This window comes from Litchfieldia stipae, from assembly GCF_014837155.1.
In the GTDB taxonomy this organism is placed as follows: Bacteria; Bacillota; Bacilli; order Bacillales; family Bacillaceae_L; genus Litchfieldia.
Map to the genome: position 1 here is coordinate 118,711 of NZ_JACYHA010000002.1, position 24,957 is coordinate 143,667.

21 protein-coding genes are annotated in these 24,957 nt (G+C 36.5%); all 21 read right to left on the reverse strand.

Annotated features, from left to right (window positions below):
- Nucleotides 1-76: 76 nt before the first annotated feature.
- On the reverse strand, nucleotides 77-1,576 hold the full coding sequence (locus tag F7888_RS02760) for a malate:quinone oxidoreductase (RefSeq protein WP_191776984.1): 1,500 nt from the start codon (nucleotides 1,574-1,576) through the stop codon (nucleotides 77-79).
- A 286-nt stretch (nucleotides 1,577-1,862) separates the two neighbouring features.
- On the reverse strand, nucleotides 1,863-2,858 hold the full coding sequence (locus tag F7888_RS02765; protein ID WP_191776985.1) for an SPFH domain-containing protein: 996 nt from the start codon (nucleotides 2,856-2,858) through the stop codon (nucleotides 1,863-1,865).
- A gap of 44 nt (nucleotides 2,859-2,902) precedes the next feature.
- Nucleotides 2,903-3,694 carry a TPM domain-containing protein gene (locus F7888_RS02770; RefSeq protein WP_191776986.1) on the reverse strand — a complete coding sequence of 264 codons (792 nt, stop codon included), beginning with the start codon at nucleotides 3,692-3,694 and terminating at the stop codon, nucleotides 2,903-2,905.
- A complete protein-coding gene (locus F7888_RS02775) occupies nucleotides 3,694-4,719 on the reverse strand; it encodes a TFIIB-type zinc ribbon-containing protein (RefSeq protein ID WP_191776988.1) in 1,026 nt (341 codons plus the stop codon). Before F7888_RS02775 ends, F7888_RS02770 begins: the two co-directional genes overlap by 1 nt.
- A gap of 29 nt (nucleotides 4,720-4,748) precedes the next feature.
- The gene (locus tag F7888_RS02780) at nucleotides 4,749-5,306 is read right to left on the reverse strand and encodes a PspA/IM30 family protein (RefSeq protein WP_191776990.1); all 558 of its coding nucleotides are present in this window, start codon (nucleotides 5,304-5,306) and stop codon (nucleotides 4,749-4,751) included.
- A 160-nt stretch (nucleotides 5,307-5,466) separates the two neighbouring features.
- Nucleotides 5,467-6,327: a PHP domain-containing protein gene (locus F7888_RS02785; protein ID WP_191776992.1), complete on the reverse strand. Its 861-nt coding sequence runs from the start codon at nucleotides 6,325-6,327 to the stop codon at nucleotides 5,467-5,469.
- Nucleotides 6,328-6,360: 33 nt separating this feature from the next.
- Nucleotides 6,361-7,056 (reverse strand): phosphonate C-P lyase system protein PhnL, encoded by a 696-nt coding sequence (locus F7888_RS02790; protein WP_191777450.1) that lies wholly within the window; start codon nucleotides 7,054-7,056, stop codon nucleotides 6,361-6,363.
- Nucleotides 7,057-7,127: 71 nt separating this feature from the next.
- The gene (locus F7888_RS02795) at nucleotides 7,128-8,321 is read right to left on the reverse strand and encodes an alpha-D-ribose 1-methylphosphonate 5-triphosphate diphosphatase (RefSeq protein WP_191776994.1); all 1,194 of its coding nucleotides are present in this window, start codon (nucleotides 8,319-8,321) and stop codon (nucleotides 7,128-7,130) included.
- A gap of 15 nt (nucleotides 8,322-8,336) precedes the next feature.
- Nucleotides 8,337-9,188 carry an ATP-binding cassette domain-containing protein gene (locus F7888_RS02800; protein ID WP_318246221.1) on the reverse strand — a complete coding sequence of 284 codons (852 nt, stop codon included), beginning with the start codon at nucleotides 9,186-9,188 and terminating at the stop codon, nucleotides 8,337-8,339.
- Nucleotides 9,188-10,048, reverse strand: coding sequence for an alpha-D-ribose 1-methylphosphonate 5-phosphate C-P-lyase PhnJ (locus F7888_RS02805; protein WP_191776996.1), 861 nt, complete (start codon nucleotides 10,046-10,048; stop codon nucleotides 9,188-9,190). The genes F7888_RS02800 and F7888_RS02805 overlap by 1 nt, the downstream gene beginning before the upstream one ends.
- A gap of 19 nt (nucleotides 10,049-10,067) precedes the next feature.
- A complete protein-coding gene (locus F7888_RS02810) occupies nucleotides 10,068-11,150 on the reverse strand; it encodes a carbon-phosphorus lyase complex subunit PhnI (protein ID WP_191776999.1) in 1,083 nt (360 codons plus the stop codon).
- Nucleotides 11,151-11,765 (reverse strand): phosphonate C-P lyase system protein PhnH, encoded by a 615-nt coding sequence (gene phnH, locus F7888_RS02815; RefSeq protein WP_191777001.1) that lies wholly within the window; start codon nucleotides 11,763-11,765, stop codon nucleotides 11,151-11,153.
- Complete coding sequence (phnG, locus tag F7888_RS02820; protein WP_191777003.1) at nucleotides 11,752-12,189, reverse strand: phosphonate C-P lyase system protein PhnG; 438 nt, start codon at nucleotides 12,187-12,189, stop codon at nucleotides 11,752-11,754. The genes phnH and phnG overlap by 14 nt, the downstream gene beginning before the upstream one ends.
- A 172-nt stretch (nucleotides 12,190-12,361) precedes the next feature.
- On the reverse strand, nucleotides 12,362-13,198 hold the full coding sequence (locus F7888_RS02825) for a PhnE/PtxC family ABC transporter permease (RefSeq protein ID WP_225228589.1): 837 nt from the start codon (nucleotides 13,196-13,198) through the stop codon (nucleotides 12,362-12,364).
- Nucleotides 13,199-13,233: 35 nt separating this feature from the next.
- Complete coding sequence (locus F7888_RS02830; protein ID WP_191777007.1) at nucleotides 13,234-14,019, reverse strand: PhnE/PtxC family ABC transporter permease; 786 nt, start codon at nucleotides 14,017-14,019, stop codon at nucleotides 13,234-13,236.
- A complete protein-coding gene (gene phnC / locus F7888_RS02835) occupies nucleotides 14,009-14,797 on the reverse strand; it encodes a phosphonate ABC transporter ATP-binding protein (protein ID WP_191777009.1) in 789 nt (262 codons plus the stop codon). The genes F7888_RS02830 and phnC overlap by 11 nt, the downstream gene beginning before the upstream one ends.
- 20 nt (nucleotides 14,798-14,817) lie before the next feature.
- Nucleotides 14,818-15,894, reverse strand: a complete 1,077-nt coding sequence (locus F7888_RS02840; protein ID WP_191777011.1) for a PhnD/SsuA/transferrin family substrate-binding protein — start codon at nucleotides 15,892-15,894, stop codon at nucleotides 14,818-14,820.
- Nucleotides 15,895-15,992: 98 nt separating this feature from the next.
- Complete coding sequence (locus tag F7888_RS02845; RefSeq protein WP_191777013.1) at nucleotides 15,993-16,718, reverse strand: GntR family transcriptional regulator; 726 nt, start codon at nucleotides 16,716-16,718, stop codon at nucleotides 15,993-15,995.
- 430 nt (nucleotides 16,719-17,148) lie between these two features.
- Nucleotides 17,149-18,516, reverse strand: a complete 1,368-nt coding sequence (locus F7888_RS02850) for a sodium-dependent transporter (RefSeq protein ID WP_191777015.1) — start codon at nucleotides 18,514-18,516, stop codon at nucleotides 17,149-17,151.
- Between the two features lie 109 nt (nucleotides 18,517-18,625).
- Nucleotides 18,626-21,838, reverse strand: a complete 3,213-nt coding sequence (locus F7888_RS02855) for a UvrD-helicase domain-containing protein (RefSeq protein WP_191777017.1) — start codon at nucleotides 21,836-21,838, stop codon at nucleotides 18,626-18,628.
- Nucleotides 21,831-24,809: a PD-(D/E)XK nuclease family protein gene (locus F7888_RS02860; RefSeq protein WP_191777019.1), complete on the reverse strand. Its 2,979-nt coding sequence runs from the start codon at nucleotides 24,807-24,809 to the stop codon at nucleotides 21,831-21,833. Before F7888_RS02860 ends, F7888_RS02855 begins: the two co-directional genes overlap by 8 nt.
- Nucleotides 24,810-24,957 lie beyond the last annotated feature (148 nt).

Here is a 24,957-nt window from a genome sequence, read left to right on the forward strand (position 1 = left end):
ATTTTAAAAATCTAGTAGAAATTGAAAATGATTCGTCTTTATGATCATCCAAACCTGGGTGTCGAAATTTAATCTTTCAATTCAGTACAAATTCCTTTTCAAATAACCCTAGTGATTTTGCTGTGGAAGCATGAATTTGTTGCAAGAGCTCTGGATGATCCATTAATGTCATACCATAGGACGGTATCATTTCGATAATCTTCTGCTCCCATTCGAGCATGCGCTCAGGAAAACATCTTTTGATTATCTCAAGCATGACATGTACGGCTGTTGAAGCACCTGGAGAAGCCCCTAATAGTGCCGCAATCGAACCATCTGCTGATGTAATTACTTCCGTACCAAATTGAAGTGTTCCCTTTCCACTTTCTTCTGTATCTTTGATAACTTGAACACGTTGACCAGCTACAATCAAATCCCAATCCTCTGCTTTTGCATTTGGAATAAATTCTCGTAACTCTTCCATCCGTTGCTCCTTTGTTAGCATTACTTGCTGAATCAAGTATTTAGTTAGAGCCAATTCTTTCGCTCCTGCTGCTAACATTGTTAATACATTATCTAATTTAACAGAAGTAATTAAATCAAACATTGAACCATTTTTTAAGAATTTTGGAGAAAAACCGGCAAATGGTCCAAAAAGTAATGATTTCTTATTATCTATAAATCTTGTATCTAGATGTGGGACAGACATTGGTGGCGCACCAACCTTAGCTTTACCATATACTTTTGCATGATGCTGTGCTACTACCTCAGGCTTATTACACACCATAAAAATACCGCTTACCGGAAATCCACCAATATGCTTTCCTTCTGGAATTCCTGATTTCTGCAACAAATGTAGGCTTCCGCCACCACAACCAATGAATACGAACTTAGCTGTTTGTGTGACAATCGTACCGTTGCCTTTCCGTACCTTCACTTCCCACAAACCATCTTTTCGACGTTTAATATCATTGACACTGTGATTATATTTTATTTCAACTTGTTTACTCTTTAAATGATCAAATAACTTTCTAGTTAACTCTCCGAAATTGACATCTGTTCCATCATCAATTTTTGTTGCAGCAATGGGTTCCTTTATTTCACGATCCTTCATAATGAGAGGAATCCATTCCATTAGCTTCTCTGGTTTATCTGAAAATTCCATTCCTTGGAATAATGGATTTTTTGAGAGCGCTTCAAAACGTCTCTTCAAAAAGTTAACATTTTGCTCCCCATGGACAAAGCTCATATGTGGTAATGGCATAATAAAGTCCTGAGGTTTTCCAATCAGTTTTTTCTTTACAAGATATGACCAGAACTGTAATGATACCTGAAACTGTTCATTAATATTTATTGCTTTACTAATATCAATAGTTCCATCTGGTTTTTCGACGGTATAATTAAGCTCACAAAGTGCCGCATGGCCTGTACCTGCATTATTCCATTCGTTTGAACTTTCTTCTCCTGATTTTGCTAGCTTCTCAAATACTTTAATTTTAAATTCTGGTACTAATTGTTTTAGGAGTGTTCCTAAAGTCGCACTCATGATTCCTGCGCCAATTAAAATGACGTCTGTATTAGTTTCTCTGCTGCTCATATTTACCAACCTTTTCCTATCAAATTTTCAGATCAGATGTAAGAGTCACACTAAACTAATGCGCAACCTGTTACACATTTAAAGTAGCAATTGTAACCATATCAAAGTCTATAATAATCCAATCATAGAATAGTATATCTACTATTATATGATAATTATGAATAATTTAAAAGGTGGAAAACATGAAGTCTTATGTAAACAAGCTAAAAACACTCAAAAACAGATAAAAATCAAAGCCTAAACCTCTATTTATTGAGGGTTTAAGCTTTGATTTTGGTTAATATGGTTAAATTAATTTTTGCCCACAATTAGGACAGAAGTTCGCACCAGTTGTTTTTTGTCCACAGTTTGGACAGAAATTAGGTTTCTTTCTTTCCTCAGTTGGTGGAGTAGCTGGTTGTTGTGATTGGTTTTGTTGTTCTTGTTTTGGTTGTTGATTCTGATTCATATTTTTCATCATTTCATTCGCTATATTCATACCCATCATCATACCAGCCATATCAGCTGCTGCTCCTCCTCCAGATACTTTACCAGAAGAGATCCCTTCAGTCATAGATACTTGTTTGAACTTTTCAAGGTCTCCAATCATTCCATGAGAAGCTGTTTTGGTAATCATATCCTGAATCTCCTTAGGATAGTTAAAGCTCATAATTGTAAATTCAGTAATTGTTAAACCCGAATCAAGAATCTGCATATCAAGATCTTCCTTGATACCTTTTCCAATCTCAAAGGAGTTTGCTTGGAGGTTGAACATATTCTTCCCTTCTCTAGAAATCCATTTCATCAATAGTTGATCAAGAATGGAAGTGATTCTAATCTTAACATCCTCAACAAGATAGCTATTTTTAATGCCTGCAATTTTATCGATTAACGCAACATAGTCATTTACTTTAAAACTAAAGGTTCCATTTGCACGAATGGGCATCCCGCCTGGAAATTCGGGAGTAGGAATGTTAATTGCGTTTTTAGTTCCCCATTTGACAATAAATTCTTTTGTATTTACAAATAAGACTTCTACTCTCATTCCACTGTTGAATCCAAATTTGAAACCTTTTAAAGTGGATAAAAATGGGATGATCTGTGATTCAATGTTATACTCCCCATCCTCTTGAAAGATTCCTTCGATTTTTCCATTATTTAGAAAGATCGCATCTTGACCAGGACGAATAAGTAGTTTACTACCTTTCTTAATCTCCTGATTGCTCCATTTCCAGAAGATCATGTCATCACGGAATTCTTCCCACTCTACCACATTTGCAAATTGATTCCTAAAAAAAACCATAGATATCTCAATCCTTTCGTTCGGTCTAGTCCGTATATTAACTTTTAAAAACTACCTCGGCTTCCACTATGTGAGTGTCCACCTCTTGTTATTCCTCCACCGCTACCTCCACCTCCACCAGAATTATTAGAAGGTTTCTTCCGCTTAGAGACTGAGGTCCTTATATAAGTATCTCTTTGATTAACGACTTTCGAATTATTTGGATCGATATAGGTTCGGTCATTGACTGTGACCTTTCCTCCTGTATTAAAAACCATAACTGAAATCACCACTCCGGCAATTACTAAAGACAATAAGATTTGAAACCACAGCTTAAATAATATATTCTCTGGGTTAACTCCAGGTCGTATTCCCATATACTCGTAGGAGGTTTCGATAAAAGTAGAAGCTGCTCCAACATAATCCCCGTTTGATAAGGCTGGGGTAATCTTATCACGGATAAGATCTAATCTGCTATCATCTAAATAGGTTTTAGCTTTATAAAATCCAGCTAAATAGATTTCCCTATGTTCCATATCAACAGTCAGAATCGCAGTATTCCCATGAGGTTTGTCGTAGCCTAATGCTTTCTCATCGTAAAAATCCTGCATGAATTCAACAACATTTTTCCCTTCTGTATCATTAGTAGTTAAAATGATAAAATCCGTTTGTCTCTCTTCACCATACGTATTTGCTAGTTGTTCTAGTTCCGCTTCTTCCCCAGCTGTTAAAAGATCAGCGTAGTCATAAATCTTCTGATTGGCTTCAGCAGCAAAGACATTACTAAAAAAAGTAGAATAAATGAGTAAAATGGCAATGAATGAAAAAAGGACTTTGAAAGCTCTTTGTCTAATCATTATAATCCTCCTTTCATAAAGTAGGAGAGTAAAAATAGGATTATAAATGAGCTTCCGGCAATACCACTAAACCATGTCGCTACTTTTTTTGAACTAATTGGTGGTTTACCAACCACTTTTCCTGTTTGCCCATTCATAGCAAATGTATGTTCTTGTTGGTCAAAGTCATAATAGATCATCCAGACTGGTAATAAGATATATGAACTTCGTGTTTTTGATGTATCTACATGTTTTTTATTATAGCGTACGGTTGAATAACCTTTCGTTGTTGAACTGATAAAGGAGTCGATATAACTCGATATTTTCGATTTTACTCGTGAAAAAAGTTCTTCATCATCAAAGCCATATTTTTCTGCTATATATCCTGCGAGATATGGTGTTTTAAACTCCTTCAAATGGCTATAATCATAAGGTTCTAACTTATCCATGAGCTCGTCACTCATTTTTTCTGAAGCATCAACAGGCACTTTCAAATAATTGAGGTTGATATCTCTGAATACTTCGTAATACTTTGTTTCAGTAACAATGTAATCCCCGCTTGTGTACGTACGTACTTTTGTTGCTGCAGCTTCTACCTTTGCTTTGCTATTTAAATCATAGATCCAAAAAGGTACATAAATGCCTGTAATCTCCTTTACACGATCAGCAGTCATAAATCCTTTTGGAGTTAATATTCCGTTTTTACACCATTTTCGAAAAGCTTGCATGGCTTCTTCTTTACTGATGGTAAATGGAATGACCTTCGCGGGAGCTAATACGCCGGATATTCGATCGGCTAGTACGACAGCTGCTCCACAAAAGCTACATCTTGTTGCTGAGGTTTCGGCTTCAGTGATTACTACAGCTCCACAATTTTCACATTGATATTCTTTTGCTTCATCTTCAGAAAAAGTTGTTGTAATAAACTCTTCATTAAAGTCCTCGATATTGTCTTTTCTTCCACAGCTTTGACAGGATAATTTGCCTGTTTCACTATCAAAGTTCATGTCAGATCCACAGTTAGGACATTTATAATGAATGACCATTTTCTTCACCTCTTACATATGTTGTTTTGTTAAATGTCAAATCGGTCCTTACGTAGTTCAGCAAGTGCCTCTGCCTCAGCTAGTTCACGTTCAACCTGCTCTTCTAAATGTTCAAATTTTGAGGTTGTATTAGCTGAAGATTTCGTTTTTGTGAGAATTGTCTTATTTTTAAGAGTGTTAGCTCTTGATTGCAGGTCTGTGAGGTCAGTTGTTAGCTTATCGTTTATTTGTTTTAGTTGGCTGGTATTAATCATAGCAGTTTCATACGCTTGTTGAAGTACTACACTTTTGTTCGTAGCTTCAGCTTTTTTCTCTAAAAATTTCCTTGCCCCTTCATCATTGCCGTCTTCAATTGACTTCATCGCATATCTTTCGAATTTGTTTATTTCTGCTTTGCAGTCATCTAACAATCTTTTTGCACGCTTTTCTTGTTCAATCATTGTCGTCATTTCAGCATTTACTTGACGTAAGTCTATACTTATGGTCCTTAAATACTCGTTTAATAGTTGTTCAGGTTTTTCTGCTTTTTCTAGAAGGGGGCTGATATTACTTGCCATAATGGTTTTAAATCTTTTAATGACGCTCATGGGACACTCCTTTCTGTCAACATTTAGATTATTCTCTTTCTTAACATAAATATAAGTACGTTTGAAATCAATAGAAGTTTCAACGGTCCATAAAAATGAGCTAACCAATAAAATTGTTGGTTAGCTCATTTATAGACATATAAATTTTATTATTCATATATTAAGGGTGTGAAAGCTCAATCTTCCGCTTTAATAGAAGTTCCAAACAATCTTCCCCTAAGTTAAATGTCCCTAAAGGAACTTCGGCATCACCATAGAATCCGTGGAAGTCAGATCCACCAGTCTGAATAAGATTGTATTGCTCAGCAATTTCTTTTGCTTTTATTTCATCTGCGACATTATGCAAAGGATGCTTTACTTCAATTCCTTCTAACCCCATTTTGGCCCACTCTCTTGCAGCATCAAAATTATTAAATTGACCAGGATGCGCTAAGACAGGAATCCCATTAGCTTCTCTTATCACTCTTATTGCCTCAATTGCATCGACATATTCGAGTGGAACATAGGCAATACCGGGTTCTTTGATCGCATTTCCTCTAATGAAGAGCTTTTTATAGAGGTCTCCGTATATTCGATTTGTATATCCTTTATCCAGCAAAGCATGCATAATATGTTGTTTGAATACACTAGTTCCACCTTCTGCATAGCTTTGTACTTCTTCCCACGAAAGGTCGTAACCATTTTTGATCAGCTGCTCTACCATTAAGTAAGACACTTCATTTCGCTTTTCTAAAAAGGGTTGGCAAAGCTTAGAAATGGCAGGATGTCCTGGAGTGATAAATAAACCTAAGATATGAGCTCTTGTGTTTCTTTTGTAATCATATGCTGAGATTTCAATGCCTGGGATAATCGTCACTCCGATCTTTTCACCAAATTGCATTGCGTATTCTAATCCCGCGGTTGTATCGTGGTCAGTAATAGCAAGATGTGTGACATCATTTCGTTTAGCCTGCCATAGAACTTCTTCAATTGTAAAAGAGTTATCTGAAATCTTCGTGTGACAATGAAGATCAATCTTCATTCTAGCACCTCCATTTTTGACATTAAATGCTTCTTATACTAGGGTTTCTCTTGTTAAGCTATATGTTCGATCAACAACGGTTTCCATAAAGTCAATATCGTGGAAAATTCCTATCATACTTGTTCCAGCTTCTTTCAATTCAATAATCATCTCCTTGACGGAGTCCTTGGAAGCGTGATCTAGTGAAGCGGTTGGTTCATCTAATAATAATAGCGTTGGTTTCTTGACCATTGCCTGTGCAAGATTAAGTCTTAGCTTCTCACCACCACTAAAGGTCCGAGGATATGAATCCCAAAGTGTTTGTGGAAGCTTAAAGTGAGTAAGAATCTCTTCTGCTTGCATTCTTATTACGTCTAATTGATCTGAAGTTGCTTCACTTATCGCTGTCATCACAACTTCAAGAGCAGTGACACGTGGCATCACATTTAAGAACTGAGATACATAACCGATTTCTTTCTGACGAATTAATAGAATCTCTCGCTCTGAAGCTGTCACTAAATCAATAGGTCCAAATTGTCCTGATTGATAGATGATTTCTCCACCTGATGGAGTATAGGTGCGGTAGATGCTTTTTAATATGGTTGATTTACCAGAGCCACTTTTTCCGGTAATACCGAGGAATTCACCTTTTTGTAGTTCAAGATTAAATCCGTTACACCCTATAATCTTTTTTTCTTGATCATGATGAATCGTAAATGTTTTTTGTAGATTGCGTATTTTTAATAGCATCTTCAAAGCTCCCCACCTTTTTGTTCATTTTGGGTATGAGTTTGTATGAACAGTCTTACTTAATGTAGTAACTAATGAATAACTCTAGTAAGTGATTGAGAATGATAATTCATTTGACATACAATATGGCCATCAACGAGTACAGTATGCAATACAGGTCTTACTCCATCTTCACTTACAATCAGGAGATCTGCCTTTTTACCGATTTCAATTGAACCAACTTCATGGTCTAGCTTTAAAGCTTTTGCTGGATTTAAGCTGACCATATTAATAGCTTCATTGATTGGTAGATAAGTATTAGCCAATTTAAATGGTGCATGGAGCATCGATGATGGATAATAATCTGAACAGAATATATCTACAAGTCCACTCAGGATAGCTTCCATTGCTGACAGATTATTGCTATGAGATTTACCTAACAGAGCATTTGGTGCTCCCATTACAACATAAAGCCCCATTTCCTTTGCTTTTTTTGCTACTTCAAACTCGATTGGAAACTCGCTGATCGACGCATTCCACTCTTTGAGCATTGATAGCTTTTCGATGGTGTCATCATCATGAGATGCAATCGGAATGTCATATTGAGTTGCTAGATTGGCAATTTCTTGTAAAGTTTTACGATCTAGTTTCTCCATTGATTTACTTTCTTCAATGATTTGAAGAGCTTCTTCTTCAGAATAATGACGATGCTCCATTAAGAAGTTTTTGTGCATGTCAATATCACGATATTGACCTTGTCCAGATGTGTGATCCATGAAGGACAGCTGATCAATCTTATTTGTTTTAATTAATCGCTCGACATCTGGTACACCACTTTTGTTTGTTATTTCAAATCTTAGATGCGTTTTATGACGAATTAAATGTTGTTTTATCGCCAATCGTTTGATATCTTCAATGATTTGAATGACAGTCTGATTTTGTCTAATCCACTTTTTGGCATTCTCTTCGTATAATGATAATGAGTGGTAAATTGTTGTAATGCCTTCACCTACAAGCTTCTTTTCAAGCTCATAAAAGGAAACCTCGATTGGGAATTTGCTACTTGGTCTTGGCTCTAATTCAATTTCAATTGCGTCACTATGTGAATCAACCAAACCTGGTAATAACCAATTTCCACCTGCATCGATATCATGTTTTTCTATCTTATCTGGTATGCCTTCCTTGATCCCGACTATTCGATCTCCGTCAATTTCGACTGTTCCGTTTTTTATTACTTCTGTAGGAGTTACAATGTTAGCTCGATAGATCTTCAGTTGTTTATTCATCATTTCACCTCTAATTTATAGTAAAGAATGAACCAATAATTGCGTATAAGGATGCTGTGGATCTTCTAAAATTTGATCTGTTAATCCTTGCTCGACCACTTTTCCATGTCTCATAACCATCGTTCGATCAGCAAGCATACGAATGACTCCTAAATCATGTGAAACGACAATCATAGCTACCTTGCTTTCTCTTTGTATCTTTCGTATAAGGTCCAAAACTTTTGCTTGAACTGACAAATCTAATCCAGTTGTTACCTCATCTAATAATAGAATCGGTGGATTATTTGCTAGTGCTTTTGAAATTTGGACACGCTGTTGCATTCCACCGCTAAACGTACTAGGTGGTTCGTCCATCCGATTAGTTGGAATTTCAACATGCTGTAAGAGCTCTGATGCCCTTTCTCTTATTTTTCCTACATGAAAAGAACCTGAAGCAATTAGCTTTTCTACAATGTTTCCACCACTGGAGAAATTCATTTTCAAACCTAACCATGGGTTTTGATAGACCATTCCCATTAAATAATTTCGAATGTAGCGTTTTTGCTGAGCAGATGCTGCGAGAATATTCGATTCTCCATCATGGTAGAGTGATATGGTTGCATCACCATAGGTAACCTCATCATCAAAATATAAACATTTCACAAGGGAACTTTTTCCTGATCCACTTTCTCCAACGATTCCAAGGATTTCTCCAGGATATAAATCTAGTTCGATATTGTTACATGCCCATACACTTCCACAATGCTGACAACGATTTGTATCCTCCCCTAACATTTCAGGTTCAACACAATAGGAACACCCATTACCATAACGTTTAGTTAACTTCTCGACTTTTAATAGAGGTTTTTCATGTATAGAAGCTACCACTAGACGAGCACCCCATTTTCTTTTTGCATGGTTGAACAATGTCCTGTATCAGAGCACTGATAGATGATTTCACCAGAGATATCATCATAGATTTCATCAAGGAATGTATCTTCACTTTTACAGAGACGACACGATAACCCATCAAAGTGCTCTACTTGAAATGGATAATCATCAAATTGCAACGGTGTGACATTTGTAAAGGGTGGTATAGCATAGATTTTCTTTTCTCTTCCAGCACCAAATAAGTAGAGACCTTCAGCCTGATGAAGCTTTAATAAATCAAAACGTGGGATGGGGCTAGGATTAAAGATATATCGATCATGAGCCATACTTGGATAATCAGCCCCTATCGTAATTTCTCCCCATTTAATGATATCTTCATATAATCTTAGCCACATGCTGCTATAATCCATTTCAGCATGTAATCTTTTTGTAATCTTTTCCTTAGATTCCACTCTTCTAAGCGGCTCTGGCATTGGAACTTGAAAGACCAGAATCTGTTCTGCCCTTAGATTTTTTTCAGGTATCCGATGACGTGTTTGAATCACTGTGGCCTCTTCTGTATTTGAAGTCGTAGTTAGATCTGTGCACTTCTCTACTAGCTTCTTTATACTAACGGCATTCACACTATCATCATGACCTTGATCAATGACCTTCAAGCAATCTCCATTACCGATTAAAGAAAGTGTTAATTGAAGTCCACCTGTCCCCCAGCCACGTCCTATTGGCATTTCTCTGGATGCAAAAGGAACTTGATAACCTGGGATTGCAATCGCCTTTAATGTAGCTCTACGAATTTCTCTTTTAGAGCCTTCATCTAGAAACGCATAATTATAGCTTTGTTCAACTAGCTGATTCATTATGTTCATTCCTTTCTTTCTATTTAGCTAAACCTTGGGCATTTCGGATTCGGTCTAGCATGGATTGGAAGGTGATATAATGTGGCATTTTTAAATGTGATACGAATCCATGTGCTTCAACTGGGTCTACATGTAATAGAACAAATTCTTCGTCCTGAGTAGGGGCATTACCGGATGTTTCAAGACTTCGTTCTAATATCGCCATTGAAATGGCTTTTACTTCATTTTGCCCGTACGTGAGTCCGTACCCTAGCATAAACTCCACATCGCCTTGCTCATTTTGGGTAAAGGAGTTGATGGTTTCAACCTCGGTTAGAAGGATTTCCCCTATATAAATTGAATCATCGTCTTCTTCGTTACTAAATGGATATGGGATACTTACTTCTGCATACCCAACTCGCAATTCTCCAATCGTTGGGTGTACGACCCCATAACCTCTCATACTGCTGTAAGCCATGGAAGTCATTGCTCCTGTTTCTCCTCTAGTTAGAATTTGAAGTCTAGCAGAACGTGGAGCTGGGAAGGTTAACTTTTCCCGAGTAATATCAAATGGTTCTGTTTCGTGTAACTCTCTATTTGCAAGCAATCCCTGTTTTCTCAGTAGGTCTGCTACCTTTTCAAATGTTGGCAATGTCTCTGTTGAAGGTAGTTCTAATTCATATTCATTTATAAAATCTGAGATGGACTGATCGTCCTCATCACGTAACTGAAAGTTTAATAGGCGATGAGTATAATCATAGGTTGGTCCTAATAGTTGACCGCCTGGAATATCTTTGAAGGAAGAAGATATTCTTCGGATTACCCTCATATTTTTCGGTTCAAGAGTCACTGAATAATGATTTCTAGGTAATGTAGAGCGATAAGCTCTGAGTAGAAATGCAGCTTCCTGTGTATCACCTTCTGATTGCTTAAGGGCTAATGCTGCATATTCAGGAGCATAGAGCCCACCCTCGCCCATTACTCGATCAATCAGAAGACGCATTTGGTTTGTGATTTCTTCAGTTTTTAAAACATTTTGAACGCCTTTAAGTCGGTACATTTGAACAAGCTTTTCCGCTTGTTCAATCGCTATTTGACCGCCAGTAACTGCAACATATCCCATTTATGAACACTCACTTTCTATCAAAGTTGTTCTTGGAATTGCTAGGATTTCTCCAGAATCATTTGTTAAAATTAGATCGATTCCTAAAGGGTATTCTTTGTTTAACTCATTTCGAAGCCTTATCCAATGTGGAGATAATCCTTCAAATGAGCAAAGCTTCTCACCAGCTATTCCTGGTCCGCTTAATCGGTATGTATCTCCTTCTTGAAATGATGAAAGATGTAAAACTAAGGTTGCGCTTTCGTGTGGGTCTTCTAACGATCCAATATTTACACAACTCATGATTTCATGGATGTCTTGCTCATTTAACTCTTTATGGACAAAGATATAGTCTGCTTTCTCGAGCTGTTCATTCTTACTAAATGTCTTCCAATGAAGGAATTGTGCAACATCTCTTTGTCGATTCGTTATGACGTGAAAGCTCACTTCCCGATCGATAAGTGTATAGGCAATGGCCATTAAGGAAGGTGAAAAATCATGAGTTTGCTCGATACCAGTTATCAATTCTTGGATATCATTTATCTTTCCGGGTCTAGCCATGCAATCTATTAACTTACGGTAGATTTGTTGGGCACCGTAAATATAGTTAAACGTAACCTGTTCAGCTTTTGTCATTGTAATCCTCCATCGTGTCGAAATGTACTTGAGATTGAGAAACAATTTTACTTTCCATTAGCTGTTTGTTATATATATTTCGTTCTTCCTCTTCAAGTTCAAATTTCCAAGAGGAGGTGATGTCAAGCTGCGCGTTAAAAGCTGCATCAATTACAGCAAGTTGATAGGCTTTTTCTAACGCTTCACCCATAATGACCCCAATTCCAAATGAATCATTAATAGCGACAGTACATTCGCTCAGCAGAACCTCTCCCATATAGAATGGCTGCATTGACACTGAATCTCGAGCCTTTATCATCACTAATCCACAAGAAGCAGGTCGTTCTAATTGAACATGTGATCTTCCTTCAACCTGGGTTGATAATTTCTTTAATAGAGCAGGATCACCTTCGACTAATATTTTTGTTAATCTTGATTTCTTCATGGCTACTCCTTTCAATTCTGGTATGTAAGGAAATATGTATTCCATAGTTTAAGGTTAGCTTATCTACAAGTTGGCATGGTTAAGCTAATGTAAAAATAATCTAAAGATAGAATTTACAATCAACAAATCTATGATTAAATAGAAAAAACGCCTTTTCGGCGTTTTTTTAGGCTTACATTTTTACTTTTAGCTTTGCCTTTATTCTTGTTGCAATAATTTCTAACATAATAGCGACAATTAAGACAAAATAGGTAATCATCCCAACCTCTCGTAAATCTAAATAAAACGCACTTGCCATGAACATATCAAAACCAATACCGCCAGCACCAGCAGCTGCGCCCATCGCGATGGCTACTCCAAAGTTAATTTCAAATCGTAGAAATGTCCAAGAAATTAAATAAGTCATTGATGATGGGATGACTGCTTGGAAGATAATTTGCCACCAATTAGCCCCACTCCCACGTAATGCCTCGATGACTCCCTTATCTAATTCCTCAAAAGACTCAGAATAGGCTTTAACTAAATAGCCCATGGAATGGAAGGTCATTCCTACTACAGCAGCCACACTACCAAGTCCCGCTGCAATGGCGAAGATTAATACCCATAATACAGTCGGCACTGCCCGGATAAATGCAATGATCCCTTTAATAAGGTTAGAGACTCTTTTCGATGATAAATTTTCTGCAGCAAATAGGCCGAGGAATAATGCTAACACAGCACCGAAAATAGTTGTTAGCAATGCAAGTCCAAGTGTAATTAAAACCTGGTAAACCGCCTCACTAAATGTAAAGTGATTGAAATGTGCTTCAGTAAACATCACCTTCAAATTAGTACCAAGCATTAATAGTCCATCAACCATTTTTACATCCTTATAATCAAATGTCATAAACCCGTACACCGTTAATATAATCAAGATGGATATTGTTAATCTCAAAACGATGGTAGCTCTAGTTAATGGTTTTACTTTGATTTTATTTTTTATATCTGGCAGTGATCCATTGCCTTTCATGTCTGGATGAATTTTTGATAGTTCACCTACTCCCATTATAAGATCACCCTTCTAACATAGTTTGATAGAAACTCAATGACTAAGATTGAAGCGACAATCATAATAACTACAAGACTAGCAGCATTATAATTTAAGCTTTTGTAATATAAGTCGAAGGAAAACCCAATTCCTGTTCCTGTTAAAAGACCAACAAGTGTTGCACTACGCACATTCGTCTCGATCATAAATAGCAGCCAACTCATGATTTGACTTATACTTGATGGAATAACCGCATTCATAATAATTGAAAAATAGCTTGCACCAGTAGCCCTCAATGCTTCAACAGAACTACTTCCCACTTCATCAATGGTTTCCATAAAAGCCCGAGTCAAAAAACCAAATGAGACAAAGAACAAAGCAAAATATCCAGTTAATGCACTTTGTCCAAAAGCAAATAATAAAATCAATGCCCAAGCTGCGACATCTATATTACGAAATAGTGTTGCTATTCCCCTACAAACCACACTAAAAAAACCATTTATTTTCGTTGTGTTTGATCCGAAAATCGCAAATATCAGTGCGAAGAACGCTGCAATTGTAGCCGAAGCGATCGAAATTAATAGTGTTTCTTGCAGCTTACTCCAAATATTGGGTAGCCTTTCGAGTGACTTTGCATCTGGATAGAAATTGGTCAAGCCCCAATGAATTGCTGCTGGAATTGAGGTCAGTCCTTTAATCACATCGAACTCAGTAATCATGATGGCTCCATATGTTATAGCAATCATGATGAACAGAATAATAAATGTTGTTCGTCTTTTCTTTGCAAAAAAATCAGCCTGCATGTTTACCTCCAATATCTAAAATGAGGTCTCCTACTTCTGAGCCGTAAATCATATGAATTTGCTCCTCTGATATATCTTGAGGGGATCCATTGTATACGACGCTTCCTTGACTAACACCGATAATGCGATCTGAATACTTCAAAGCCACATCTACTTGATGTAGATTTACAATGACTGTAATACCTAGTGAACTAGAAATGTTTTTGAGATGATCCATAATGATTTTTGAAGCATTCGGATCTAATGAAGCGATCGGTTCGTCGCAAAGCAATAATTTAGGGTTTTGAATTAAGGCCCTTGCAATTCCGACACGTTGTTTTTGACCACCACTCAACTGGTCACATCTCTTGTATATTTGCTCCTCAAGCCCTAATGTTTTTAATAGCTTAACTGCTTGCTGTTTCTCCTCTTCACTATAAATTCCTAACATCCCTGTAAAGGTTGATTTATACCCTAATCTACCATGTAAAACATTCTCTATGACACTAGAGCGATTGACTAAATTATAGTGTTGAAAGATCATGCCAATTTGTGTTCTTAATTTCCGTAGACTTCTCCTTTTTAACTTCATGACCTCAACATCATCAAAGATAATTTCTCCGCCAGTTACATCAATCATCCGATTAATGCAGCGAAGGAGAGTTGATTTCCCTGCGCCAGATGGCCCAATAATGGAAACAAACTCTCCTTCCTGAACAGAGAAGTTAACATCTGATAGAGCTACAGTATCATTTCCATATTGTTTAGATACATGATTAAGTTTCAATAGCGTCTCCATAGTTAACTCCCTTTTTACTGTTATTTTGATAGCTCACGAATTGGATTAAACCAATCATCTTCTACATTTACAAAACGTTCGTCAGCTGTTTTATAAAATAACCCACTAACACCAGAATCCTTTGGAACAAATATTTTTTCATTGTTAGCTACTTCATCAGAAGTAAATGCTTCAACTAGAGCTTGAACATCTTCATCACTAACCTTGTCTTTGTTCACTGCGAATGGAGCGTTTAATACAGGTGTAACTGAAATTAACACAAATTCTTCACCTGGAATGGTATTAAATGGTTCAGCCGCATCCTCTAGTACCTTATATACTGCACCTGGTCTATTATGAGTACCTTCTACTAGTTCAATATAGTTTTGAACACAAGTATCACAAAATGCTGCAACATCAGATTTATCAGTCAATAAATTAACTGCAGAACCTTGATGTGAACCACCATATTGTACATCACTAAAGAAAATACCACCTTCTAACAAGTCTTCAGCGTCTAAATCCTTATACTCATCCATTTTGCTAAAGTGATTAACAATATCAGTTGACGGAACTTTAAATCCAGAAGTTGAACTGTTCGATACAAATGAGAATTTTTTATCAGCAATATGATCAATGACAAACTCATCGCCATTTTTGTACTCATCCTCATTACCCCTTTTTACAGCTAACCAGCTGTAATACACAGCATCTTCAAGTGTTCCAGAAACTCCACTTGGTACAACTAATGGTTGAACATTCGCATTTTTTGCATTTGCTTCAATATAGCCTTGAGCACCCATGAAGGCTAAATCAGCGTTTCCATTAGCAAGAGATTCAATCGCAATAATGTAATCAGTTGTTGTTTTATGCTCTACTTTCTTACCAGTTACTTCTTCAACTAGAGCACCGATTGCATCACGTGCATCCTTTAAATCTGCACCAGATTCATTCGGATACCAAGTAATTGTGAGTGTCCCACCTTCTGCTGTTTCACTATCAGTTTTTGTCTCTGGTGTTGACTCTGTTTCAGAATCTGAATTCGTATCAGTTGATGAACAAGCTGTAATGAAAGCCATCAATGCGAAAGTAAAAAGGATTAATAGAGTTTTTTTCATTATTAAGTTCCCCCTGATTAAATAAGTGTTTTATATGGAATTAGGTTCCTACAAACTAGATATGTACGCTTATTAAACTTAACCGATGTACCACCTCCTTAAAATATGACTAAGCATTTCTGCCGATCTCCTCTTATTCTTGCTACACTAAATTCAATCGGAGTGCCATTAGGATGATTCATGAGACTTTCAATTTGTATAATAGGAACACTTTCTGGAATATCAAGGTGTTCAATATCTGATAAGCAAGGTAAGCTAGCTTGAAATATCGAGCGAGATCGATTAGGTCGAAAATGGTAGTTCTCAAGCAGTATTTGATATAAAGATGTAAAACGATCAAAGTATTTTTCTATTCCAGGTACTTCTTTTTCAAGTAAGGCGGTTGTCGTTATCGAAATTGGTAAATCATCTACATATCGTAAAATTTCTAAGCGATAAATGAAATCCTGATAGGAGATGCCTAAATTCTCTTTTTCATTCTCTGATGGGTATTCTTTTGTCCAACTGAGCAATTTACTCTTATAATCTACTCCTACTTTTTCCATATTGTCTGAAAAACGGGTTTGTTCCGTAATCGCGTATTGTATTGGCTTTGGGATTGAATTGACGAAGTAACCTTTTCCTTGTACAGGGCTGACCCAGCCTAAATTTGTGATCCTAGTAATTGCTTGTCGTACTACCTGTCGATTCGTTTCAAATTGGCGGCACAGTTCGTTTTCAGAAGGGATTCTTTCATTTACCTTTATACCTTCAGCTTGAATCTGTTGAATTAAATATTCAGCAATCTTCAAGTGCTGCGGAGAATCACCTAGTCTATTTATCACCCGTCAAAGGCCCCCTTTCGTCTTGTTTCAACAATTATCATCTTAAATTAGGGATATTTTGTCAGCATTAACTCAATGTAAAAAAGAATAATAGTTTTGTAAATTCGGGTAAATATGTGGATTCAGGCTGAGAATAAAGAATACTAACTATCAATTTAAATAGGCTGTTTTCGTATATATTGTTGCTTTTGATACCGCAGCCTGAATACACTCCGCGTCCTGCGGGGTAACCGGTGAGCCTCCTCGTCGCTTGTGCTCCTGCGGGGTCTCACTTTGGTTACTAGTCCCACGGGAGTCTCCGTGTATTCAGACTGCTAGAAATCTATTCTCAATTAATTCACCTCAAAAAACAACAAACTTTGGGAAAACAGCCTTTAAATAAAAAAAGACCCTACAATAATGTAGAATCTTATTTATGTTCTTTCTATATTTAGTTGAACAAGCCCATTAACCAATTCAATAGACCTATTGAATCTAGAAAGACGAAAATGATAGCAATTGGTGTAATATACTTTAGCAGATAGTACCATAATGAAAATCCAAGTTTCCCGATCGCAGATCCTTGCTTCAGTTCACCAAATAATTCCTCTTTCGAGACTTTCCATGAAATAAAGAGAGCAATTAACAAGGCCCCAATTGGTAATAAGATATTACTTACTAAATAATCTACGATATCAAAGAAAATTCGATCGAACAGGATGAACTCTGCCATGACACCGTATGATAAGCAGGAAGGAATACCGATAATGAAAATGATGATCCCAATGATCCAAGTATATTTCTTTCGTTTAGTATGATTATTTTTGGTCAAGGTTGCGACAATGATTTCAATCATTGAGAAGGACGAAGTTAATGCAGCGAATAAAAATAGAACCAAAAACGCAATTAAAAAGACAAATCCAAATGGTAATTGATCAAACACAGCCGGTAAAACAGTGAATATTAATACTGGTCCAGCATTAGGTTCAAGTCCAAATGAGAATACACCAGGGAAAATGGCCAACCCTGCTAATAGTGCAATCGCAATATTCATCAGGATAATTGATAGAGCAGACTTTGGTAAGTTCTGGCTCTTAGGTAAATAAGAAGCGTATGTAACCATAACGGATGCCCCTATTGATAATGTGAAAAATGCTTGGCCAAGCGCAAAAATAATCGTTTCTGATGTTAGTTTAGAAAAATCCGGAACAAGTATAAATTTAACTCCCTCAATTGCTCCATCTAATGTAAGAGAACGAATCACTAATACGATGAAAAGAATAAATAAGGCAGGCATCATTATTTTACTTGCTTTTTCAATCCCTTTTTGAACACCTTTGGCGACAACCAATACTGTTAACAGGATAAATCCTAATTGAGCTACTAATGTTAGGAGCGGATTTGCGATTGTTTCGCCAAACATTTGCCCATATTGATCCTGGGATAACCCATTTAAGCCCCCTGTCAAAGCTTGGATTAAATAAAGGATAATCCAACCTCCAACTACACTATAGAATGACAACAGCAAAAAGTTAGTGAAAACGCCGATTTTCCCAACAATAGCCCAGTTTGTATTCGGTGCAAGCTTTCGATAGGTTGTAATTGCATCACTTTGGCTGTTCCTGCCAATCGTAAATTCACCGATTAATAATGGCCAACCTAATAATAAAGTAAATAATAAAAACACCAAGAAAAAGGCTCCGCCGCCCCCAGTTCCAGCAACATAAGGGAATTTCCAAATGGCTCCTAAACCAATAGCAGAGCCAGCGGCAGCTAAGATAAATCCGATTTTTGATGTCCATTGATCTTGTTGTGACATAAGTGAAACCCTTTCTATCTAGAAATTTCAAAAAAAGTGTACTTTCGTTATATTACACTAATTAATAGAAAAGAGTAAGGTCTTTTTGCATTTTGTCATATTCCTAGCATTAATCGATTGTAACGATCTTATTTGGAGTGACAAAATAAAGCTGTGCTTCCTGAACCTTTTCACTTGTCATCTTTTCCCATACTTGCTTGTATAATTCAATTTGTGTTCGATAGTAATTTGTCAGCTCAGGTAATAGCTGAACATCTTTGGGGCGATCGGTTTTATAATCTACAATTTTCCACTGCCCATTCAACTTATACACTAAATCAATGATTCCAGTTAGATAGATAGTATTCGCATTAGATTGATGATATATCTGATCAAATAATTCATCACCTTCATGGACTGGTAAAGAAAATGGTACTTCCGTTAGTACGGTTTCAGCCGTTTGAATCTCATTCCAAACAGCAGAGGATCTAAATTGTTGTAAAAGTTGCCTTACTTCTTCTAGTCGATTATCTGATATCTGATGTTTATTTAAAGCTAGAGTAATATCTTGATCAGAAATTTGTTTATTGATTTGTTTTTCAAGTATCTCATGGATAACAAGACCCCAATCCTTACCTCCCCCTGCTTCTCGTTCGATTTCAAGCGTATAGATTTCTTCCTTATCATCAGTTGGACTTAGCTTTGTAAATGAAGGGATTGAACTTTCTTCAATCCAGCTTGGTAATAAATTCGCTGTTTCTTTGAGAAATCCATCGTGAGTAATCATTTCAACTGGGATATTTTTTTCTTCTATTACAATATCGTCCAGTGAAATTTGTTCAGTATCTTTTAATCCATCTAGTAGAATAGACCAAGGATTGTTGTTGTTTTTTGATTGACAGCTACTGATAATGATTTCTTTTTCGGCACGGGTTGCTGCTACATACAAGATGCGGAGTTCTTCTTGAAGAAGGTATGCCTCCTCTTCTGCCTTATAATTTTCCCAACCATGTGGTTCGGCGATTGTCTTTGATACAAATCCATTCTTTTCCACAAATTTAAAATAACCCTGAGAAGTTTGATCATCTCTTTTAATATGTGTTGAGATTCGTTCACTAATATCAGTTTTCTTTCCTGGATGTGCTAGAAAGACAATGGGTGCTTCAAGTCCTTTGGCTTTATGCACATTCAGGATTCGAACAGAATTTGCTCCTTCATCTAAATCTACTACTTTTGTCTTTGCATCAATCATTTTAGCGAGAAATGCGACTGTTTGGTGATACATTGTTTGTCCTTCATCTTCCTGTTTGCGAGTAGCCTCAATTAATTGAAGAAATTGAGTATACTCTCGATTACCATATCCCTTTGCAATAAGTAATGGATAAAGGCCAATATCCTCTGTGATTTTCTCAATTGCTACAAATGGTGAATATTCTCCAACCCATTTTGTATACTTTCTTAGTGTATTTAATGCAACTGAAATAGGATGGGTTTGTGTATTGAACTCTTCTGGTGGTTTGGAAAAAACGGAAAAACTTCCTCCAGCTTGTTTCCATTGAAACAATTCTTCGTCACTTATTCCAAACCAAATACTACGAAGTGTTGCTACCGTTGCGAGTGAATCTGTTATATCTACAAATGTTTTTAAAAGAATCAATAAATCATTCCAAACCATAGTTGTCCCAATCTGCAACTCACCACTAACACTAATGGGGATTCCTGCATTTTCTAGGGTGTTAGCATATACATCCATTCCACCATTATATCTAGTCAAAATCATGAATTCCTTTGGTTCATGCCCTTTTTGTAGCAATGATTTGAGATAGAGTGTAATGTTCTCTGCGTCTTTTTCAAGGATCATTCTTTGGTTTTTGCTAAACTCTGCTGGGACCATAAGTGTTTTAATCCTTGAAACGTCGTTTTCTTGATCCTCCTTAAACGAGTTAAGTGGTCGGTAGGCGGCTTGATATTTCGTTTCAGTTTCTGGTAACTGTAGTCTAAATACATCATTTAATTGCATTGTGATTGAATCAATGGTTCGAAAATTCATCGTCAGCTGGAGAACTTCTCCTCCATGTGCCTTCATTAGTTCTTTCACCTTATTATAAATGTCGATATCAGCGCGTCGGAATCGGTAAATCGCTTGCTTAGGATCACCAACAACAAATAAGGAACCAGCTCTTGGTTTGCATTTGCTCCAATCCTTTTCAGTAACATCTTCACCTGTTAAATAAAATAACATTTCTGCTTGAATTGGATCTGTATCCTGATACTCATCTACTAACAAACATTTATATTTTTGCTGAAAATACGTACGAACTTCAGGGTTCCATCTCAGCAAATTGGTCGTGTTGATTAATAAATCCTGGAAATTCAGTAACGAACGCTGTTGTTTGATTTGCTCATAAACTTGATAAGCACCATGTAAAAACTCGATAATAATAGGGTGACAATATTGTCTCCATTCTACTAATAAAGGAGAAATTCTTTCTTCGAAAAAATCCTCAATTCTTCCTTGATACTCCTTACTATCTTCCTTCGACGTCCACTTTTTTTGTGTGATTTTAAATGCAGATTTTTTATCAAACAACTCAAATACCTTAATGCATAGTTGATCATTTTTTTTCAAAAGACGTTCCATACGAAGTGCTTCTTTAATGACTTTTTGAAGATTATCTGGTCCCTTATCGATTTTCTCTGGTATACAACGAGATGCTTCATTTAATAGGTTTATAAATGCTAAATATGTATCTGAGAGCTCTGGTTTATCAATATGAGACTTTACCCAATCCACATCAGGATAGGTTTTCAGTATTTGAAATCGATCTAGCAAAGTATTCTCGTCAATGCCTAGCTCTCGAATCTGTTTAAGTCGCGAGACGTCATTCATTTGAAGCATTGTTAAATAATGATGCCATGCTTCTTTTGCAATGAGATCATCATCCTCGTCCTCTAATTCACTGAAGGTGATATCAAGCTTTGCCTCTACAGGTCGTTCACGCAACAAACGTGCACAAAACGAATGAACGGTTCCAAGAAAACATTGCTCCATATTTTGTATTGCTTGCTCGAGTCTGTGTCTTACATCTGTATCTATTTCTTCTTTCCATGTGTTCTCAAGTTCATTTTGAAAACGAGTTTTGAGCTCATCTGCCGCTTTTCGAGTAAATGTAATGGCAACAATTTCTTCTATTTGACATGTACCAGTTTTGACTAAATTAACCATACGTTCAACTAAGCTAGTTGTCTTTCCTGATCCTGCCCCTGCTTCTACTAAAAAATTAAGATTTAATATGTGTTTGATTTTATCACGTGCTTCTTGATCAACGACCAGTTTAGTCATATGCCCTTACCCCCTTAAAGCGACGTACTCCTGTTGCCTCATGATCTTGATGGATTAATTCCATTTGTTCTTTGTCATATGTTGAGCGTCTACATACATCTTTTAATTGACAATAGCGACAGTCATTTTCATCATCTGTCATAGTAAAGTGACCGTGTTCAATCACAGTTAATAAATTTTCCAGAATGTCACGACCATTTGTTCTAATTGATTCTTCTTGTTCCCGTTCAAAGACCTGTCCTAATCCTTTTTTTGTTGGGAATAAGTAAGAACTTTTCTGAACAACTCCTTCGTCTAACGACAAATGATTTTCAATGGCTAACGTATACAACATATGCTGTAGCTGACGTCCGCCTCGAAAGATTGTATGACCATCATATCCCCATGTGCTACCAGTCTTATAATCAATAATATGATATGTTTCATCATTTTGTAGATCGACTCGATCAATTTTGCCTGAAACATGGATTGTACCTGATGGTAAAGTGATCATTGCTGGTTCTATACCATCCACTCCAAAAGAATACTCAAAGAACTTTGGAACCCCATGGATACTGTTTTCTTCTTCAATTTTCAAAAAGGTTTCACAGGATTCTAAAATTTCTGCTGTCTCTTGTAGCTCTACCTTCTCACTTGGTGGTGGTACAGTTTCCTTCATTGTTGCGAGACTATTTAGAGCTATGTCGTGTATAAGAGTGTGATGCTTTTCAACTGAAGGCCTTTCATTTAAATCTTGTAGCTTTCGATAGAAGGTTTCGAAAATCTCATGTAATAATGTTCCTCTTGTTGGTGGATCTAACCAACGATCAATTGAAAAGCCCGTTTCTTCAAGGGGCTTAATCTTCAATACCTCTTGTAAAAAGTATGAATATGGACATGTTGCTAGCATTTCAAGTTTTCCAGCTGAAATCGTTTTTTCTTTGTTTTTCCTTGGATCTAACATAGTCGTATCACTAATGATTTTTCCATCAAAGATTGTGAATGCTGATTTCATTCTTTCTTCATCAGCTTTAATACCTAAGGATATATGTTCATAGTTTTTTAATAATGATTGCTCGAGTACTTTTTGATTGGCTGAAGTCAATTTTTGAATCCACCAATCCCTTGCCAATATGATGTCTTCATCAAGTGAAGGAAGAGAGCGCTTTAACTTTTTGAAATCGGCTTGATGCCAGCCAGATTGTAGGCGATAGCATTGTAAAAACAAATGTGATGGGCTTGTTGCTCGGTTTTCATTTACATCAAATTGACAATAGCTCATTGTAACGTGACCACTTGAAGATGCTAGTACCTGAAGCATTTCATATAGTTTGTCTTTAGAATTTTCCTGAAGAAGTGGAATCATGTTGCCAAGTTTTTTTCGCTCAAGATCTAAGAGCAATGGATTTTCTCCACTTCCTCCCGGGAAACGCCGATTGTCTAAACCAACGATAAAGACATGCTCTCTAGCCAGATATGCAGCGTTTTTGAAAGAACTTATATGTAAATGACCAGGCTTGGGTCTTGAGGCTCCCACTTGAAGTTGCAATAATAGCTCCTCAGTGCGATAGATCCCCTCATTTAATGTCACCATTTCATTGGAATAGGACAAAATACGATCTATTTGCTCTAATAACTGTTCTTTTGCCCCTTGATCATAGCTAGACGATATTCTACTAAAGTCTCGAATCATCTGCTGTAAACCAAGTAAAAGCTCACGGTAAGTAAGTTCTATGCTTGAATGTGGTAATTTAGCAAACACAGCCTGATACCATTCTAATAACCATGATAGATCATGACGTAGCTGTGAAAGATACTCATGCTTTTGAGCGTCATGCTCTTGATGAAGTTTGCCTTCAACATTTCTTAGTTCATTTTGTAATTGAATGAGATAACGTCCTTCATTCCATCCAATATTTAATTTTCTTAGTAAGGTTGTCCATCTTGTTTTGGCAGGTCCTTCTTCTCCAACATCAATCAACCCTTCTTGTAATAGATGAATAAACGCTGAAACGCTATACCCTTCCTTAATCCATTGTAAAAGCCCTGTTACTAGTTTTCCTGGTCTTGTCAACTTGATAGGAATTCCTTCACTAAAAGTGACAGGAAGATGATAAGCCTCTTTTAGATGATACATTGTTGTTAAATAGGGATTGCTTTGACTATATAAAATGACACAATCATCAAATTTGAGCTTCTTTTTTCCTATTTGACCAATCATCTGTTTTAATTCTTGTTCCTCTGTTTTACTTGAAAATAGATTTAAGTTAACTCTTTGATCTTCTAATGCTTGCAGCTGATAGATATAACTAAGTGGCGTTGCAGCACCTTCTGATATTCTAGAAAAATTGGTCTGTTGGGGTTTTGCTACACCATAAACGGGTGCTAACGGAAGATGAACGATATGCTCTGAGATGATTTTCTTTAAAAACTGTTCTTGCAAATATGTAACTGAAAGATTGCTTTGAAGGATATAAATACAGTCTAACCGATTTCCTCTCTGAATTGCTTCGTGATATAGATGATAGTCATCCTTTAATTTATTTTCATGTAGTAACATCTCATAGCCCTTTAGAATGTGAACCATGTCATGTCCTTTTGCCTTCGTAACAAACTGTGACTCATTTATCGTTTCACTCGTATAACCTGCCAGGCGTAATTCTTGAATAATTTCAAACATTCCATAGCTAAGTGCTGGGGTAACTTCGAGTTCATGAAAGTATTGTAGCTGCTGCTCAACCTTTAGATTTTTTAATAATTTGTATAAAAGGTGAGAGCCAATAGCAGGTGTACAATATTCATGATGTAACTCTACTGACGCTAATGCTAAGTCACGTATTGTTTTTATTTTTAAATTGATCGCATGATATCCTTCTTTCATGTATTGAGAAATCACTTGCTCCCCATTGGAATAAGAATCGACTAATAGAATTTTCTCCTTCAACAAATTTGTTTGACAAGTATGATGTAACGCTTCAATCAGAGATTTCATGGGTCTGCTCCTTCCTTTTTTCATCTGAAAAGCAATTCATTTGACTATTATCAATATTATAAAACAAATTTGTAGATTTTTACATTTCTCCCCTTTTTAAAGATGAAAATAGCTTTGTAACTTGTCCGTAAAGAAACTGTAATACTAT